At 27.6% G+C, this 18,832-nt stretch carries 13 protein-coding genes; 12 read left to right on the top strand and 1 reads right to left on the bottom strand.

Annotation, left to right across the window (positions count from 1 at the left end; translation table 11 throughout):
* The first annotated feature begins 75 nt into the window (after positions 1-75).
* From ABHC41_RS06990 to ABHC41_RS07030, 9 genes are all read left to right on the top strand, one after another.
* Positions 76-2,037, top strand: a complete 1,962-nt coding sequence (locus ABHC41_RS06990; RefSeq protein ID WP_092924100.1) for a fructose-1,6-bisphosphatase — start codon at positions 76-78, stop codon at positions 2,035-2,037.
* Positions 2,038-2,328: 291 nt separating this feature from the next.
* Positions 2,329-3,168, top strand: coding sequence for a PRD domain-containing protein (locus tag ABHC41_RS06995; protein WP_271892525.1), 840 nt, complete (start codon positions 2,329-2,331; stop codon positions 3,166-3,168).
* 267 nt (positions 3,169-3,435) lie between these two features.
* Complete coding sequence (gene ptsG, locus ABHC41_RS07000; protein WP_207743614.1) at positions 3,436-5,490, top strand: glucose-specific PTS transporter subunit IIBC; 2,055 nt, start codon at positions 3,436-3,438, stop codon at positions 5,488-5,490.
* A gap of 248 nt (positions 5,491-5,738) precedes the next feature.
* The gene (locus tag ABHC41_RS07005; protein ID WP_092924108.1) at positions 5,739-6,953 is read left to right on the top strand and encodes a carboxylate--amine ligase; all 1,215 of its coding nucleotides are present in this window, start codon (positions 5,739-5,741) and stop codon (positions 6,951-6,953) included.
* Positions 6,954-6,968: 15 nt separating this feature from the next.
* The gene (locus tag ABHC41_RS07010) at positions 6,969-7,673 is read left to right on the top strand and encodes an amino acid racemase (protein ID WP_271892517.1); all 705 of its coding nucleotides are present in this window, start codon (positions 6,969-6,971) and stop codon (positions 7,671-7,673) included.
* Between the two features lie 227 nt (positions 7,674-7,900).
* Positions 7,901-9,403, top strand: coding sequence for a UDP-N-acetylmuramoyl-L-alanyl-D-glutamate--2,6-diaminopimelate ligase (locus tag ABHC41_RS07015; protein ID WP_271892514.1), 1,503 nt, complete (start codon positions 7,901-7,903; stop codon positions 9,401-9,403).
* Positions 9,404-9,480: 77 nt separating this feature from the next.
* Complete coding sequence (locus ABHC41_RS07020; protein ID WP_240275601.1) at positions 9,481-11,136, top strand: LytS/YhcK type 5TM receptor domain-containing protein; 1,656 nt, start codon at positions 9,481-9,483, stop codon at positions 11,134-11,136.
* A 14-nt stretch (positions 11,137-11,150) separates the two neighbouring features.
* Positions 11,151-11,894 carry a LytTR family DNA-binding domain-containing protein gene (locus tag ABHC41_RS07025; protein ID WP_195581387.1) on the top strand — a complete coding sequence of 248 codons (744 nt, stop codon included), beginning with the start codon at positions 11,151-11,153 and terminating at the stop codon, positions 11,892-11,894.
* Between the two features lie 130 nt (positions 11,895-12,024).
* Positions 12,025-13,458, top strand: coding sequence for a carbon starvation protein A (locus ABHC41_RS07030; protein WP_092924123.1), 1,434 nt, complete (start codon positions 12,025-12,027; stop codon positions 13,456-13,458).
* Between the two features lie 282 nt (positions 13,459-13,740).
* Here ABHC41_RS07030 and ychF read toward each other — a convergent pair whose 3' ends face one another.
* Positions 13,741-14,838 carry a redox-regulated ATPase YchF gene (ychF, locus tag ABHC41_RS07035; protein ID WP_092924126.1) on the bottom strand — a complete coding sequence of 366 codons (1,098 nt, stop codon included), beginning with the start codon at positions 14,836-14,838 and terminating at the stop codon, positions 13,741-13,743.
* Between the two features lie 209 nt (positions 14,839-15,047).
* Between ychF and ABHC41_RS07040 the strand changes: the two genes are divergently transcribed.
* The 3 genes from ABHC41_RS07040 to ABHC41_RS07050 are packed head-to-tail and all read left to right on the top strand — an operon-like array spanning position 15,048 to position 18,735.
* Positions 15,048-16,154, top strand: a complete 1,107-nt coding sequence (locus ABHC41_RS07040) for a CbiX/SirB N-terminal domain-containing protein (RefSeq protein ID WP_271892505.1) — start codon at positions 15,048-15,050, stop codon at positions 16,152-16,154.
* Positions 16,155-16,163: 9 nt separating this feature from the next.
* Positions 16,164-17,429: a pitrilysin family protein gene (locus tag ABHC41_RS07045; protein WP_092924132.1), complete on the top strand. Its 1,266-nt coding sequence runs from the start codon at positions 16,164-16,166 to the stop codon at positions 17,427-17,429.
* 13 nt (positions 17,430-17,442) lie between these two features.
* On the top strand, positions 17,443-18,735 hold the full coding sequence (locus tag ABHC41_RS07050) for a pitrilysin family protein (RefSeq protein WP_092924135.1): 1,293 nt from the start codon (positions 17,443-17,445) through the stop codon (positions 18,733-18,735).
* Positions 18,736-18,832: the final 97 nt, after the last annotated feature.

Below are 18,832 nucleotides of genomic sequence, written 5' to 3' on the forward strand. Positions count from 1 at the left end.
AAACTTAAATAGTGTATACTAATTATAAATGTGATACAATAAATATATAATTATTTAAGTTTGGAGGATTAGAAGTTGAGACCATTAGAAAATGAGTTAAAATATTTAAAACTACTATCAAAACAATATCCAAGCATATCAAAAGCAAGTACTGAAATAATAAACCTAGAGGCAATACTTAACTTGCCTAAAGGAACGGAACACTTTATAACAGATATACATGGAGAATATGAGCCTTTTGTTCATGTTTTAAAAAATGGCTCTGGAGTTATAAAAAGAAAGATAGAAGAACTATTTTCAAATACTATGAGAGAAAATGAGAAAAAAGCATTAGCTACTTTAGTATACTATCCAGAGCAAAAACTAGATTTGATAATAAAGAAAGAAGAAAATCTAGAAGATTTTTATAGAATAAATATATATAGATTAGTTGAACTTTGTAAATATGCATCTAGTAAATACACTAGATCAAAAGTAAGGAAATTATTACCAGAAGATTTTAAGTATATAATAGAAGAATTACTTCATGAATCTATAGATATAAAGCATAAACAATGTTATTACCAAAGTATTGTAGATACAATAATAGAAACTGATAGAGCAAAAGAATTTATAATAGCTATATCTAAAGTTATACAAAAACTAGTAGTAGATAGACTTCATATATTAGGAGATATATACGATAGAGGACCAAGACCAGACGTAGTAATAGATACTTTAATGGATTATCATTCAGTGGATATACAATGGGGAAATCATGATATACTTTGGATGGGTGCTGCAAGTGGAGAAAAAACTTGTATAGCAAATGCTCTTAGGATATCAGCTAGATATGCAAATCTAGATATAATAGAAGATATATATGGAATAAATTTACTTCCTCTTGCTACTTTTGCTATGGAAACTTATAAGGATGACCCTTGCCATTGTTTTATTCCAAAAATTAGTGATCAAAATGTATCAACAAAAGAAAAATCATTAATAGCTAAAATGCACAAGGCAATAAGTATTATACAGTTTAAGTTAGAAGGAGAAGTTATAAATAGAAGGCCTGAGTTTGAAATGCAGCATAGACTTTTACTTAATAATATAAACTATGAAGAAAATACTATTAAATTAAAGGGTAAAGTATATAAATTAAAGGATTCTAATTTCCCAACTATAAACAAAAATAACCCATATGAGTTAAGCAAAGAAGAAAATGAAGTTATAGAAAAATTAGTATCATCTTTTAAAAATAGCGAAAAACTTCAAAAACATATTTCTTTTTTATTCTCAAAAGGAAGTATATACTTAACAGCAAACTCTAACTTACTAATACATGGATGTGTACCTTTAAATGAAGACAAGAGCTTTATGTCTATGAAAATACAAGGTAAAGAATATAAGGGTAAAGCTTTAATGGATAAGATGGAAGCTATATCTAGAGAAGGATATTTCTTTAAAGAAAATACAACTCAAAAGCAATATGGAATGGACATGATGTGGTATCTTTGGACAGGAAAGTGTTCATCATTATTTGGTAAAGATGACATGACTACTTTTGAAAGATATTTTATAGCGGAGAAAGAAAGTCACAAGGAAAATAAAAATCCATATTTCAAATTAAGAGAAGATGAAAAGATGTGTGAAAAGATATTTGAAGAATTTAACTTAGACCTAACAGATAGCCATATTATAAATGGTCATGTTCCTGTAGAAAGTAAAAATGGTGAGAGTCCTATAAAGGCAAACGGAAAAATACTAGTCATAGATGGTGGCTTTTCAAGGGCATACCAAAATAAAACAGGACTTGCAGGTTATACTTTAATATATAATTCTCATAGTTTACAATTAGTTTCACACCAACCTTTTACATCAGCAGAAGATGCTATAAAAAAAGAAAGTGATATACTATCAACTACAGAAGTAGTAGAACATAAAGCAAAACGTAAAACAGTAAGAGATACTGATGCAGGTAAAATATTAGAACAAGAAGTAAAAGACTTAAAGTTACTTTTATTAGCTTATAGAAAAGGATTAATTAAAGAAAAATAAATGTTTTCCTAAAATTCTTGACAGAATTAAATACCTATTATAAAATTATAATATAAATAAAACTTGAATAAAAATATACAAATATTTACTTATCAATATTTTGGATTGTTACTGATAGAGCAGGCAATACCTAAGTTGAGACTTTATTTTAGTGTCTTAATTTAGGTATTTTGTATTTATACATATATTTTGTTAAAAAATAATTAAGGTAAAAATATATATAAAAAACAACTAAAATTTAAACTAAGTTTATTTAAAAATGATTGATCTAAAGAATAGAGGTGAGTATATATGCTAATTCAAAAAATATACAATAACAATGTAGTATTGGTTGTAGATGATGAAACTAATAAAGAACTAGTACTCACTGGATGTGGAATTGGATTTAAAAAAAAGGTTGGAGAAAAAGTAGACCAAGATAAAATTGAAAAGAAATTTGTTATGGAAGATGAAAACTTAGCTAAAAAGATAACTAGGATAGCTACTGAAGTGGATGAAGATATATTTAATGTAACTTCTAAGATAATAGAATATGCAAAGCAAAATTTAAATGCAGAACTAGATGATTATATATATGTAGCATTAGCAGATCATATATCATTTGCAATTAAAAGGTATAATCAAAATATAGAAATTAAAAATGATTTACTTTATGAAATAAAAAGGATTCATAAAAAAGAATTCCAAATAGGAATATGGGCAATAGATTATATAAACAAAGAATTTAATGTAAATTTCACAAAGGATGAAGCAGCATTTATAGCTATGCATATTATAAATGCCAATTATAAAGAAAGTACTAAAGAATCATTTTTAATGACTAAGATAGTAAAAGAAATACTAAATATTATAAGATATTATTATTCAGTAGAATTTAAAGAAGATGATTTTAACTATGATAGGTTAGTAACTCATTTAAAATTCTTTGCAAAACGACTTATAAAAAAAGAACAAGTAGAAAATAATGACAATGAACTTTTAGAAATTATAAAAATTCAATATGAAAAACCATATAATTGTTCTTGTAAGATTAAAAAATATATAGAAGATAATCATGAGTATATAGTTACAGAAGATGAGCTTTTATATCTTACACTACATATAAATAGAGTAATAGCAGCTATAAAGTAAAATATTATAAGGTTAAACCTTTAATAATATATATATTAAATAGAAGTATAAACAATAAGATTGTTACTGGTTGAGCAGGCAAGACTTAAGTTTATAAAAGTAATAATAAGTTAAATTTATGTAATAATTACAATCAATATATACATAATAATATTGATTGGATTTGCAATAATTTATCTTTAAGTTATTTTTATAGATTTAAGTCTTTTTTATTTAATCAATGAAAATTAAAACTTTCTAAAATTAAAAATATAAAGGAGAGGTATTATGAAAAAGATATTTGGTGTCTTACAAAAAGTAGGGAAAGCTTTAATGCTACCAGTTGCATTACTTCCAGCAGCAGGTATATTACTAGGTGTAAGTAATGCATTAGCTAACCCGGCATTAGTTGAAAAAATGCCGTTTTTATCAACGGGAGCTTTTCCACTTATAATAAATATAATGGAAAGATCTGGAGGAATAATATTTGATAACTTACCTTTACTATTTGCCGTTGGGGTGGCAGTTGGATTAACTGAAGGTGAAGGTGTTGCAGGACTAGCTGCAATAGTTGGTTTCTTAATAATGAATACATCTATGGGTATAATGACTGGTGTAACACCAGATATGATGGGTAACCCAATGTATACAACAACTGTTGGTATACCAACTCTTCAAACAGGAGTTTTTGGTGGTATCATAATTGGTATAATTGCAGCAGGACTTTATAAGAAGTTCTACAAAATAGAATTACCTCAATACTTAGGATTCTTTGCAGGTAAGAGATTTGTTCCAATAGTTACAGCAGCATCAGCTATATTAATAGGTATAGCCTTATCATTTATATGGCCACCTATACAAAATGCATTATTAAACTTCTCAAGAACAGTAATAGAAGCTAACATAACATTAGCAGCATTTGTATTTGGTATAATAGAAAGAGCATTAATACCTTTTGGATTACATCACGTGTTCTATAATCCTTTCTGGTATCAATTTGGTGAATACATAGATAAAGCAGGAAACTTAGTAATGGGTGACCAAAGTATATTCTTTGCTCAACTTAAAGATGGTGTAGCATTTACAGCAGGTACATTTATGACAGGTAAGTTCCCATTTATGATGTTTGGACTTCCAGCAGCTGCACTTGCAATGATTCATACAGCTAAGCCAGAAAAGAGAAAGTATGTTGCAGGTATAATGGCATCAGCAGCACTTACATCTTTCTTAACAGGTATAACTGAACCATTAGAGTTTGCATTTTTATTCGTTGCACCAGGATTATTTGCAGTACACTGCTTATTTGCTGGTTTATCATTTGCCGTAATGCAAATACTAAATGTTAAAATAGGTATGACATTCTCAGGTGGGTTATTTGACTTCTTACTATTTGGAGTATTACCAAATAGAACGCCATGGTATTTAGTAATACTAGTTGGTGCAGTATTTGCAGTAGTTTACTATTTCGGATTTAGATTCTTAATAACTAAGTTTAATTTAAAGACTCCAGGTAGAGAAGATGAGAGTGAAGACAGCACAAATACAACATTAAACAACAGTGAATTAGCAGTAGGTATACTAGAAGCATTAGGAAACAAAGAAAACTTAAAAAGTTTAGATGCTTGTATAACAAGACTTAGAGTAGCTGTTGAAGATATAAATAAAGTAGACCAAGCAAGACTTAAAGAACTTGGAGCTGCAGGTGTTATGGTAGTTGGTAACAATGTACAAGCTATATTTGGGCCAAAATCAGATACATTAAAATCAGAAATAAACGAAATAATATCTGGAAAAGTAAAAGTTAATGCACCTAAAAAAGGTGAAATCAAAAAGGCTGAAGTAAAAGAAGATAAGCCTAAGGCTAAAGATGAAGTAGAATTAACTTCTACAGGTGAAGAAATAATATCTTTAGTAAATGGTGAATTAATGGATATATCACAAGTTCCAGATGAAGTATTCTCAACTAGATTAATGGGAGATGGATTTGCTATAAAATCTAATGATGGAGAAATATATTCTCCAGTAAATGGTACAGTAGGAGTCGTATTCCCAACGAAACATGCTGTGATAATAGAATCAGAAAATGGAAGAGAAGTGCTTATACATTTAGGAATAGAAACCGTTAAATTAGAAGGTAAAGGCTTTGAAGTATTTGTTGAAGTTGGACAAAAAGTTAAAGCTGGAGATAAACTAGTAAAAATGGATTTAGATTATATCGAGAAAAATGCAACATCAACAATAAGTCCAGTAGTATTTACTAATTTAGGACCAGATGAAAAGATATCTATAAAAGAAGGTCCTATAAAAGCTAAGGAAAAAAATAGAGTAAGTATAGTTAAATAGTTAATAAAAAAGCTAGTTATAAAATTTTATAACTAGCTTTTTATACTAAAATGATATTCTTAAATATTTAAGCTAAATTTGACAATATTAAGAAAAAAATAAGTAAAACGACATTTGAAATAAAATTTAGTATGGTATTTTTTGCAAATAGATTGAAGTAACTAGAATTTTGACATAATAATGTAAATCAAGTATAATTAATAAGATGAATTTAACTACAAATGAAATTCTTAAACGAGGTGGAAAGTGTGGATAATATAATAATACAACCAGTATTGGTTGGTGGTGATATAAATTGCTACTCAGTAGCAAGAGCATACCATGAAGCTTATGGAGTTAAGTCTATAGCTTTTGGTAGATATGCATTAGGGGCGACAAAAGATAGTAACATAATAGATTTTAGAATAGACGAAAGAATAACAGAAGAAAAAGAGTTTATAGATGTATTACTTAAAACTGCAGATGAATTAGCTGCACCTAATAAAAAGCTAATAATAATGGGATGTACTGATGAATATGCAGAATTAATAATAGACCATAGAGATATACTTAAAGAAAAGTACATAGTTCCATATATAGGCAAGGAATTAAAAGATAAGTTAATAGAAAAAGAATTATTCTATAAAATGTGTGAAGAAAAAGGATTAGACTATCCTAAGACTTTCATATATTCAAAAGGTGATGAAATAAAAGACTTTGGATTTAAGTATCCAGTTATAATAAAACCTTCTGACAGTGTATTATATTGGCAATTCCCATTTGAAGGAATGAAAAAAGCTTATATAGCACAAAATGAAACAGAGTTCAAAGAAATAACGAACTCAATATATGCTGGTAAGTATGACAAAAACTTAATAATACAAGACTTTATACCAGGTGATGATTCACATATGAGAGTTTTAACTTGCTACTCTGATCAACATGGTAAAGTTAAAATGATGTGCTTAGGACATGTATTATTAGAAGAGCATACTCCAAAAGGAATAGGAAATCATGCTGCTATAATAACAGAATATGATAAAGACTTAATGGAAAAGTTTAAGGCATTTTTAGAGGATATAAATTATACAGGATTCTCTAACTTTGATATAAAGTTTGATAGTAGAGATAACACTTATAAAGTGTTTGAAATAAACTTAAGACAAGGTAGAAGTAACTACTATGTAACTAGTTCAGGAAACAACATAGCTAGATATGTTGTAGAAGACAGAGTATATAACAAAGAATTAGATTTAAAAATACAAAAAGATCCATTCTTCTGGCATGTTATACCAAAGAATGTAGTTTATAAATATGTTAAAGATCAAGCTTTAGTAAATAAAGCTAAATCATTAGTAGCACAAGGAAAAAGTGCAACTTCATTTGGATATGACAAAGACTTAAAAGGAAACTTTAAAAGAAGTTTATATATATTATTATATAACATAAACCAAATGAGAAAGTTCAAAAAATATTGTAAATAGATTGGTGAGATTATTATGAACAAGACAGTTGGAGTTATTGGTGGATTAGGACCTATGGCCACGGTTTACTTTTTTGACATGGTAGTGAGATTAACAGATGCAAAGTCTGATCAAGATCATGTTGATATGATAATAACTAACCGAGCTACTACTCCTGATAGAACCGCATACATAATAGGAGAAAGTGAAGATTCTCCAGTAGATGTTCTTATAAAAGACAGTAAAAGGTTAGAGGCATGTGGCTCAGATTTTATAGTGATAACTTGTAATACAGCACATTATTTCTATAAAGAAATTTCAGAAAGTGTAAATATACCTGTTGTAAATATAATAGAAGAGACTGTAAAACATGCTAAAGAAAATGGACACAAAAAATTAGGTATATTAGCTACAACTGGAAATATAAAAACTAAGTTATATCAGAATATGTGTGAAAAATATGAAATAGACTATTTAACACTAGATGAAGATAGACAAAGTGATGTAATGAGTATAATCTACAATGATATAAAAAGTGGAAAGCCTGCAAATATGAATAAATTCGATGCTATTATTGACTATCTAAAGTCAAATGATTGTGATGGAGTTATACTAGGATGTACAGAGCTTTCAATACTTAAAAATGACAACAATTTAGATAGTAAATTTTATATAGATTCGCTAGAAGTTTTAGCTAGAAAGTCTATAGAAAATAGTGGTAAAAAAGTTAAGGAAGCTTAAAATAAGCTTTATATATAATTTAAAGACTAAAAACAAAGAAAGCAGAGTGGTATATACTACTCTGCTTTTATAAAGATAATAAAAATTAGTATCTTAAATCATTAAAGTCTTATAAAAGGTATAAAATTATATAAAAAGTTATATGTATAACAATAATTTTTTTTATCAAAAAACTCAATATTGTGCTATACTTACATAGATAAGAAGACTTATTAGGAGGGCTAAAGATGAAATTATTAGAAGTTATGAATGGGGTAGAATTTACCTCTCAAAAGCCTTGGAATGAAATAGAAAATACAGAAATAAAAGACATAGCATACAACTCTTCCAAATGTGAAGACGGATATATATTTGTAGCGATAAAGGGTGAGACTGTAGATGGTCACAAATATGCTAAAGATGCATATAAAAAAGGAACAAGAGTATTTATACTACAAGATGATGTAGAATTAGGAGAAGATGCTATAAAGCTATTTGTAAAAGATAGTAGGATAGCACTATCAAATATGTCATCAAATTACTTTGGTAATCCATCAAGAGAATTAAAAGTAATAGGTGTGACAGGAACTAAAGGAAAGACAACTATAACTAATTATATAAGTGAAGTATTAAACCAAGCTGGAATAAACACAGGGGTTATAGGAACTAATGGAACTTTCTACAATGGTAAGAGTGAAAAAACAGTTAATACAACTCCTGAAAGTTATGAATTACACCGAATATTTAGAACTATGCTAGATGAAGGTGTTAAATGTGTATCTATGGAAGTTTCTTCTGGTGGAATAATGATGAATAGAGTTGAAGATGTAAACTTTGATATAGGAATATTCTCGAATTTATCTCCAGACCATATAGGGCCAAAAGAACATCCAACATTTGAACATTACTTAGAGTGTAAGGCTAAATTATTTACATTATGTGACCATGGAATAATAAATATAGATGATAAGCATGCTAAGGACATAATAAAACATGCAACTTGTCATATAGAAACTTTTGGGATAGAGAAAGATGCAGATTTAAAAGCTAAAAATATAAAGTATTCTAGAGAACTAGATTCATTAGGGACAAGCTTTGATGTAGAAACTAAAGATGATATATTTAATGCATATATATGTTCGCCAGGTACTTTTAGTATATACAATGCACTAGCAGTTATATCAGTTTGTAGATATTTAAAGATAGACCAAAGATTAATGTTAGATGCCCTTAAAAATGCTAAAGTAAAAGGTAGAGTTGAAGTACTTCCTGTACTTGATTATGCAACGGTAATAATAGATTATGCTCATAATGGAGTTAGTTTAGAAAATATACTTCAAACTCTTAAAAAATATGATCACAATAGATTGATATGTTTATTTGGATCAGTTGGAGGAAGAACTAAGTTAAGAAGAAAAGAACTTGGAGATGTTGCATCCAGAGAATGTGACTTATGTATATTAACAGGAGATAACCCAGATTTTGAAGATCCAATGGATGTAATAAATGATATAGCTAAGTCATTTGAAGGTTCAAAATGTGAGTATATAAAAGTGCCAGATAGAGAAGAGGCCATAATAAAAGCTATAGAGATAGCTAAAGAAGGAGATATGATAGTCTTTGCAGGAAAAGGACATGAAGAATATCAACTTATAAAAGGTGAAAGAGTACCTTTTAGTGAAACAGAAATAGCTAAAAAAGCAGCAGCTAAGTTAATGGAAAGCAGAAAAATTATGGTAGAATCCTTATAATTAAAGAGACTAAAAAGGGAAGTTTAATACTTCTCTTTTTAGTGTCTATACTAATATTAAAAAAATGGAGAAATTTCATGAATGAAGGGAAAATATTTTTATCATTACTAGAAAAATCAAGCTTAATAATAGTTTTATTTATAATGATAACTAAGATAAAGGGGTTTAAGTACATATTTCAAAAAGAAAAATATAAAGCTAAAGATTTAATGATAATATCTATTATATTTAGTTTATTAGCAATACTTGGTACTTACAATGGAATAAGTGTACAAGGTTCTCTTGCAAATACTCGAATAATAGCCATAGTATCTGGAGGTGTATTATTTGGACCTTTAGTTGGTATAGTATCGGGTGTAATATCAGGAGTTCATAGATATATAATAGATATACATGGCATAACCTCTTTTCCATGTTTTATATCTAGTATATTTGCAGGAATTATATCGGGATATTTTTACAAAAGAATAGATGATAAATATAGATGGATATATGGTATTTTATGTGGTGTAATATCAGAAAGTTTTACTATGTTGTTAATATATTTGATTTCGAAGCCACATAATGTAGCAGTAAATATTATACATAAAATATATATACCAATGATAGTAGGTCAAATTGGTATAGGTTTTTTAGTATCTATTGTACAAGCTATAAAAAAAGAAAAGGATGAAGTAGCAGCATTTCAATCAAAGTTAGCACTAGATATAGCAAATAAGACACTACCTTACTTTAGATCTATAAATAAAGATTCCTTAAGAATTATATGTCAAATAATAAAAGATGAAATTAACTCAGATTCAGTAGCAATAACAGATAGAGAAAAAGTATTAGCCTATGTAGGAATAGGAGAAGAAATATTTAATAGATCTACAGGTCTTAGTGATATAACCAAAGAATCTATGGAAAAAAATAAAATATTAAATATAAAAGTAGAAAATGAAGGGTATTCTGTAAGTGAGAAAGTAAATTTAAAAACAGTCATGATAATACCTTTAACTGAATCCAATAAAGTAATAGGAAGTCTAAAAATATATTATACAGAGCAATATGATATGAGCCATTCAAAAAAAGCGCTAGCCATAGGATTATCTCAAATGATATCTACATTAATGGAAGTATCAAAGATTGAAAAAATGAAAGAGGCTAAAAATAAAGCAGAAATAAAAGCTCTACAAACCCAAATAAATCCTCACTTTTTATTTAATGCATTAAATACTATAACATCTTTTATAAGAATTGATCCAGATAAAGCAAGAAAGCTTATTATAAATCTTTCTACTTATATGAGATATAATCTAGAAGTTACAGACAATCTTATTGATATAAATAAAGAATTAGAACAAGTAAAAGCTTATGTAGAAATAGAAAAAGCACGATTTGGAGATAAACTAAATGTTATTTATGATATAGATGATGATATACAAGTGAAGATACCAAGCCTTATAATACAACCTCTAGTAGAAAATGCAATTATACATGGAATAAGAAAAAATGGAGGACATGGCGTAGTAGTAATAGGAGTTAAAAAGAAAAAAGAAAAAGTTAACATATGGGTAGAAAATGACGGATTAACTATAGATCAAGAGATAATTAATAGAGTTTATAATAATAATATGCCAGAAAATAAGATAGGTCTTTATAATGTTCACTTAAGACTTAAGTTAATATATGGACATGGCTTAGATATAAAGAGGTTAAACCCAGGAACTAAGATAGAATTTAAAGTATAGAAAGGGGATGCTAGATGAAAGCTATAATAGTTGAAGATGAGTTTCCAGCAAGAGAAGAACTAAAATATTTTATAAATAATTTTAGCAATATAGAAGTGATAAATGAGTTTGATAATGGAGTAGATGTACTAAAATTTATACAAGAAAATAGTGTAGATGTAATATTTTTAGATATAAATATACCTATGCTAGATGGTATGCTACTGGCAAAAACAGTAAGACAATTTAAAAAAAGCCCAAAAATAGTTTTTATAACAGCTTACAAAGAACATGCAGTAGATGCATTTGAATTAGAAGCTTTTGATTATATATTAAAGCCATACTCAGATGATAGAATTGTATCTATGTTAAAAAAACTTGAAAAGAGTGATATAGCAGATGAAAGTATTGATGTGTCTAAAAAAGTAAAAAATGAAAACAAGAAAAATCTATCTAGTGTTAGCTTATGGAAAAATGATAAGTTAATAGTAGTTAATATAGATGATATATATTATTGTGAGGCAAGAGAAAGAGAAACTATAGTATTTACAAAAGATAATGAATACATAGTAAAGGGATGTATAAAAGATTTTGAAAAAAACCTAGGAAAAGAATTATTCTTTAAGACGCATAGATCTTTTATTGTAAATGTACATAAGATAAAAGAAATAATACCATGGTTTAATAGTACATATAAGTTAAAACTAAAAGATATAGATACAGAGATACCTGTGAGCAGAAGTAATATAAAAGAATTTAGAAAAATTATGCATATATAATTGTATTTTATGTTATTATTTATGCATTTCATGTAAAAATATATCTTTAAAAGTCAAAAAAACGTTATTATATCCTTGGAATAATTAATACAAAAACTTAAAAAATAAAGTTTTAAAAAGGAGAAAAGGTATGATAACATTTTTAGTATGCTTAGCAATACTTATCGTTGGATACTTCACTTACGGAACTTATGTAGACAAAATGGTTAAGTTAAGTGATAATAATCAAACTCCAGCAGTAAGATTACAAGATGGAATAGACTATATTCCAATGCCTTGGTACAAGGTATTTTTAATACAATTTTTAAATATAGCAGGAACAGGTCCTATATTTGGTGCTATAATGGGGGCATTATTTGGTCCAGTAGCATTTTTATGGATAACGTTTGGTACTATATTTGCAGGAGGAGTTCACGATTTCTTCTCAGGGGTTATATCAATGAAGCATGATGGTATGTCAGTTTCTGAAATAGTTGGTATATACTTAGGTGGAAAGATGAAAACAGTAATGAGAGTATTCTCAGTAATACTTCTTATATTAGTTGGTACAGTTTTCGTTACATCACCAGCAGGTCTTTTAAAATCTATGACAGGTGTAGATCAAATAGTATGGATAGTACTAATAATAATATACTATATAGCTGCGACTGTTTTACCAGTTGATAAGGTTATAGGTAAGATATACCCATTATTTGGAGCAGCTTTATTATTTATGGCTATAGGATTAGCAGGAGCTATGATAATAGGTAACATGAATGGAACTATGGTAATGCCAGAATTAACTTTACAAAATATGCATCCAGATGGATTATCTTTATTCCCATTCTTATTCGTAACAATAGCTTGTGGGGCGATATCAGGATTCCATGCGACTCAGTCACCTATGATGGCTAGATGTATAAACAACGAAAGAGAAAGTAAAAAAGTATTCTATGGAGCAATGGTTGTTGAAGGTATAGTTGCATTAGTATGGTGTGCAGTTTCAATAGCATTCTTTGGAGATAGTTTATCGCTACAAGCAGCATTAGCTGAATTTGGTGGTCAGTCAGGAGTTGTTGGATTAATATCTAAGTCATTATTAGGTCAAGTTGGTTCAATACTTGCAGTACTTGGGGTTGTCGCTTGTCCTATAACAAGTGGAGATACAGCATTTAGAAGTGCAAGACTTACAATAGCAGATTCATTTAATATAAAGCAAGATACATTTATGAGTAGATTTAAGATAGCTATACCATTATTCATAGTATGTATATTCTTAACTACAATAGACTTTAACATAATATGGAGATATTTTGCTTGGTCTAACCAAACATTAGCTACAATATTCTTATGGACAGCTACAGTGTATTTAATAAAGAACAATGTTAATTACTGGATAACTTTAGTACCAGCAACATTTATGACATCAGTATGTATGTCATATATATTACAAGCTCCAGAAGGATTTAGATTAAATGCTACATTATCAAATGGAGTAGGAGTAGTAGTTGCATTAGTATTATTTGGATTATTCTTAGTAAATAAACAAAAATTTGCTAATATGGATATAAAGAAAAATGCTTAATAAAATATAAAAAAGAGTTACCTTAATTGGTAGCTCTTTTTTATATTTTAGATTACTTGATTTACCTATTTAATTAAAGTAAATTAATTATTTTGCTTAGAAAGTTACTGGCAATAAAAAATTCGCTTAGCTTATGTCGTCAACGATTTTATCTATTACCCCAAAATTCTTTTTTACTTTTACCAAATATGTTATTGTCATTTTAATCTATAGATTATAATCAATTATTAAGTAAAAAAGTATCTATAAATATAAAAATTTATAGATACTTAAAATTATTTATTATACGTTAAATCTAAATAATATAACATCTCCATCTTTAACTACATAATCTTTACCTTCAAGTCTAACTAATCCTTTTTCTTTAGCAGCAGTCATAGTTCCAACTTGAGCTAGATCTTCAAATGCTATAGTTTCTGCACGTATGAATCCTCTTTCTATATCAGAGTGTATCTTTCCACCAGCTTGAGGTGCTTTAGTACCAACTTTTATAGTCCAAGCTCTAACTTCTTGAGGACCAGCAGTTAAGTAAGAAACAAGTCCAAGTAAAGCATAAGAAGATTTTATTAATTTATCTAGACCAGATTGTTCTAAACCTAAAGTTTCTAAGAATTCTTTCTTTTCTTCATCAGTGTCAAGTTCAGATATTTCTGCTTCTATTTGAGCACAAACAACAACAACTTCAGCATTTTCAGTAGCAGCAAATTCTCTAACTTTATTTACGTATGGATTGTTTGCAGCTTCATCAGCTAAATCATCTTCACTTACGTTTGTAGCATATATTACTGGCTTTGAAGTAAGTAAGTTTAATGAGTTAACAAAAGTTTGCTCATCTTCAGTGAAATCCATAGTTCTAACACACTTACCATCTTCTAAAGTTGCTTTTATAGCATTTAAAAACTCTAATTCAGAAACTAAAGACTTATCTGCTTTAGCAGCTTTTTGAGTTTTTTGTATTCTTCTATCTAATATTTCTATATCAGAGAATATTAACTCTAAGTTTATAGTTTCTATATCTCTAAGTGGATCAACGCTTCCATCAACGTGAACAACGTTAGGATCTTCAAAACATCTAACAACGTGAACTATAGCATCAACTTCTCTTATATGAGATAAAAATTTATTTCCAAGTCCTTCACCTTTAGAAGCTCCTCTAACAAGACCTGCTATATCACAGAATTCTATTGCAGTAGGAACTATTTTTTTAGAATCATATAACTCTTTTAATTTATCTAATCTTTCATCTGGAACAGCCACAACACCAACATTTGGCTCTATTGTACAGAAAGGGTAGTTTGCAGATTCTGCACCTGCTTGAGTTATTGCGTTAAATAGTGTACTTTTACCAACATTTGGTAAACCAACTATACCTAATTTCATATTCATCGTCCTCTCTTTTATGATAATTTAAACAACCTGCATGTTGTAAATATCAGATTATTGAATTTATTATACTATTTTAACAAAGTCATATTATGGGTTATTAAGTTAGACTTTGTTATTTTAGACATACATATTAATTATACATCATATATATAACAGATGTAAACTAGGCATGTACATCAAAAACCACTTTTGGAGTTGATAGTATGTTAATTTTGATTACCTTATTTATAACCATAGGATTAAGTTTAATACTAAAAGGCTACATGGAAAATATATTTATAATTATAAGTGCCATAATATTTTATAGACAGATAATAATATATAAAGAATATAAAAATCTACCTTATGCTTTTTTAATTTCCTTTATAGTATTAAACTCATTTATTTTTTTTATTAAAGAAAGTGTAAACATAAAAGAAGTACAACCTATAGGTGAAAAAGAAGAAACTTTAGTGTTATTAGTATCTGAGGGTGAAGATAGAAATTATAATATAAGAGAAAGAACTACTCAAATATATTATGAAAATGGGTATAAATCATTTATAACGGGTATAAGTGATTTATATAAATATAAATCTTATTACACAGACTTAGGAGATAGCAATTTTAAAAGGAAGACAAAAGAAATCGAAGAAAAGTTAAAACTTCATTTAGGAGAAGGATATGAGGTAGTAAATACGTATATGTACTCAAAACCATATTTTGAAAAAAGTATAGAAAATATAGTAGAAAGTAGGTATAAAAAAATAATAGTATGTCCTTTGTTTATGACAGAAGGAAAAGACTACAAAATATTTAAAGAAAGATATGAAAAATTAACACTAGTTCATCATGATTTATTTAATGTAGAAATATTAGAACCACTTTATAAATCGAATAATTTAGCTATGGTTTATAAAAATGAAGTAATAAGAAAAATAAATGAAATAGATGATGATGCTGGAGTACTATTAATAGGATTTGAGGATAAAAACAATTTAGAACAAGATATATTATTTAGAGAAAAAATAAAAACATACATAGAATATGAAGATAAAGATGATAGAATTCAAATAAAAATGCCTCTTTTAGAAAATAATAAAGACGATATAATAAAAGATGGGGAAGAATTGTTAGAATATGGAATAAACACATTGTATGTTGTTTTTCCTACATGCGCAATAGATAGTATATACACAAGGTATTTAGTAGATAGTATACTTAAAAATCTTGATATGGGAAATACTAAATTTTACTATATAGACCCTGAAAAAAAGATAGATTCTATAGTTGATGAACTTTTTACAAGAATATCATTAATGAATACGTAGGAGGATAAGATGGAAAAAGACGTAAAAAAAATAAGCTTAGGTCAAAATATTAATTTAACATTAATACCTGCAAGTAAGTTTAAGTCTAATTTAGTTAGTATATATATACAAAGACTATTAGACAGAGAAGAAGTAACAAAAAATGCATTATTACCTGCTATAATAACTAGTGGATGCGAGAAATATCAAAGTTCAAGAGAAATATCACATAAGTTAGATGATTTATATGGTTCATCTGTTATGGGAGATGTATCTAAAAGAGGAGAACGTCAAGTAATAAGTTTTAAAATAATAAGTACTAATCAAAAATATTTAGATGAAAAGATATTTAAAGATGTAATTGAGTTTTTTAATGAAGTATTAAATAAACCTTTAGTAATAGATAATGGATTTAAAAAAGATTACGTAGATATAGAAAAAAGAAACTTAAAAGATAGAATACAAGCAAAAATCAATGATAAAGGTAGATATGCACTTGAAAGATGTTTTGAGGAAATGTGCAAAGATGAAAGATATAGTATAAGTGAATATGGATACGAAGAAGATTTAGAAAAAATAAACGAAAAAGACTTATACGAACATTACAAGAAAATAATAAAAACATCTCCAATAGACATAGTTGTAGAAGGAGATTTTGATGAGGAAGAAGTAAAAGAAACAATAACTAAAAACTTTACTTTTGAAAGAGATGAAATAATAGATATACCAAGAGCTACTTATGAAAAGAAAGTAGAAAAAGTAAAAACTATTGAAGAAAAAATGGATATAACTCAAGGTAAATTAGTAATGGGATATAGAGCAAATATAGACTATAGTGATGAAAATAAATACTATCCACTAATAGTTGGTTCTAATGTATTAGGTGGTGGACCACATTCTAAGATGTTTGTAAATATAAGAGAGAAAGAAAGCTTATGTTACTATATATATTCATCAGTTGAAAAATACAAATCTATATTATTTGTATCTTCTGGAATAGAATCTCAAAACTATGAAAAAACAGTGGAATTAGTAGGTAAGCAATTAGATAGTGTTAAAAAAGGAGAAATATCTAAAGAAGAAATTGAAAACAGTAAAAGTGCTTTAATAAACTCTATGAAATCATTAGGAGATAGCATAGGAGGAATGTCTGATTTTTATTTTGCACAGGGAATGAGTAAAACAAATTCTACAGTAGAAGAAATAATAAACAAAGTGGCAAGCGTAGAAATTGAAGATATAGTTAAAGCATTTGAAAATATAGAACTTGATACTATATATTTCTTAAGAAATTAGTGAGGTGATAGATATGGATAAAATAGTTAATGATATACTAAATGAAGAAATGTACTATGAAAAGTTAGAAAATGGACTTGATGTTTACTTTATGCCTAAAAAAGGATTTACTAAAAAATATGCAGTATTAGCTACAAACTATGGTTCTAATGAACTAGAATTTGTACCTATTGGAGAAAATGAAAAAATAAGGGTAAATGAAGGAATAGCACATTTTTTAGAACACAAAATGTTTGAACAACCAGATGGCGGAAATGCTTTTGATAAATTTTCTAAATGGGGAGCAAGTGCAAATGCATTTACTAACTTTACTATGACAGCATATTTATTCTCATGTACTGAAAATTTCTATGAGAGTTTAGAACATTTAATAGACTATGTACAAACTCCTTATTTTACAGATGAAAATGTAGAAAAAGAAAAGGGAATAATAGAACAAGAAATTAAAATGTATAATGATGATCCAGATTGGAATGTATACTTTAACTGTCTTAAAGCATTATATGTTAATTATCCAGTAAGAGTAGACATTGCAGGTACAGTTGATAGTATATATAAAATAACAAAAGAAGAATTATACAAATGCTATAATACTTTTTATAACCCAGGAAATATGGCACTATTTGTTGTTGGTGACTTAGAGGTAGATAAGGTTATGGATGTTGTTAAAAAATCTAATAACTACGATGTAGACAAGTTATCTCATAAAATAGAAAAATTTTATCCAAATGAACCTAAAGAAGTAAATCTAAAGGAAGTAGTTGCGAAGTTCCCTATATCTATGCCAATGTTTAATATAGCATTTAAGGATGATAATGTAGGTATAAAGGGAAATGAACTACTTAAAAAAGAAATAGCTACTGAAATATTGATAGATATAATATTTAAAAAAGGTAGCAGACTATATGAAGATTTATATATGAGTGGATTAATAAATGAAAACTTTGGAGCAGGATTCTCATCTCAAATCGATTATGCCTTTACAATAATAGGTGGAGATTCGAATAATCCAAGAGAAGTAAAGAATAAAATATTAGAATATGTAGAAAAATATAAAAAAGAAGGCTTAGATGAAAAAGAGTTTGAAAGAATAAAGAAAAAGAAAATAGGAAACTTTTTAAAATACTTTGACTCTGTAAACTTTATAGCTAATAACTTTATATCTTATAAATTTAAGGATATAAATTTACTAGACTATCTAGATGTACTAAAATCAATAGAATTTAGTGAAGTAGAAAAAAGATTGCACAGTCACTTAAAAGAAGAATATTGTGTAATATCTATAGTTGAACCAAGTGGAAAATAAAAAATAGCTAACTCATGAGAGTTAGCTATTTTTTATAGTGAAAAGTCAATAGAAAAATAAAAAAAATAAAAAAATTATAAATGAATACAAGTACTGG

Origin of the sequence: Romboutsia sp. 1001216sp1 (assembly GCF_039841805.1) — a bacterium.
Lineage (GTDB): Bacteria > Bacillota > Clostridia > Peptostreptococcales > Peptostreptococcaceae > Romboutsia_C > Romboutsia_C hominis.

Bases quoted from the DNA above. Each gene is read 5' to 3' on its own strand.
- ABHC41_RS06995 (WP_271892525.1), top strand. From the start codon at position 2,329: ATGCTAATTCAAAAAATATACAATAACAATGTAGTATTGGTTGTAGAT.
- ABHC41_RS07015 (WP_271892514.1), top strand. From the start codon at position 7,901: ATGAAATTATTAGAAGTTATGAATGGGGTAGAATTTACCTCTCAAAAG.
- ychF (WP_092924126.1), bottom strand. From the start codon at position 14,838: ATGAAATTAGGTATAGTTGGTTTACCAAATGTTGGTAAAAGTACACTA.
- ABHC41_RS07040 (WP_271892505.1), top strand. From the start codon at position 15,048: ATGTTAATTTTGATTACCTTATTTATAACCATAGGATTAAGTTTAATA.
- ABHC41_RS07045 (WP_092924132.1), top strand. From the start codon at position 16,164: ATGGAAAAAGACGTAAAAAAAATAAGCTTAGGTCAAAATATTAATTTA.
- ABHC41_RS07010 (WP_271892517.1), top strand. From the start codon at position 6,969: ATGAACAAGACAGTTGGAGTTATTGGTGGATTAGGACCTATGGCCACG.
- ABHC41_RS07020 (WP_240275601.1), top strand. From the start codon at position 9,481: ATGAATGAAGGGAAAATATTTTTATCATTACTAGAAAAATCAAGCTTA.
- ABHC41_RS07050 (WP_092924135.1), top strand. From the start codon at position 17,443: ATGGATAAAATAGTTAATGATATACTAAATGAAGAAATGTACTATGAA.
- ABHC41_RS07030 (WP_092924123.1), top strand. From the start codon at position 12,025: ATGATAACATTTTTAGTATGCTTAGCAATACTTATCGTTGGATACTTC.
- ptsG (WP_207743614.1), top strand. From the start codon at position 3,436: ATGAAAAAGATATTTGGTGTCTTACAAAAAGTAGGGAAAGCTTTAATG.
- ABHC41_RS07025 (WP_195581387.1), top strand. From the start codon at position 11,151: ATGAAAGCTATAATAGTTGAAGATGAGTTTCCAGCAAGAGAAGAACTA.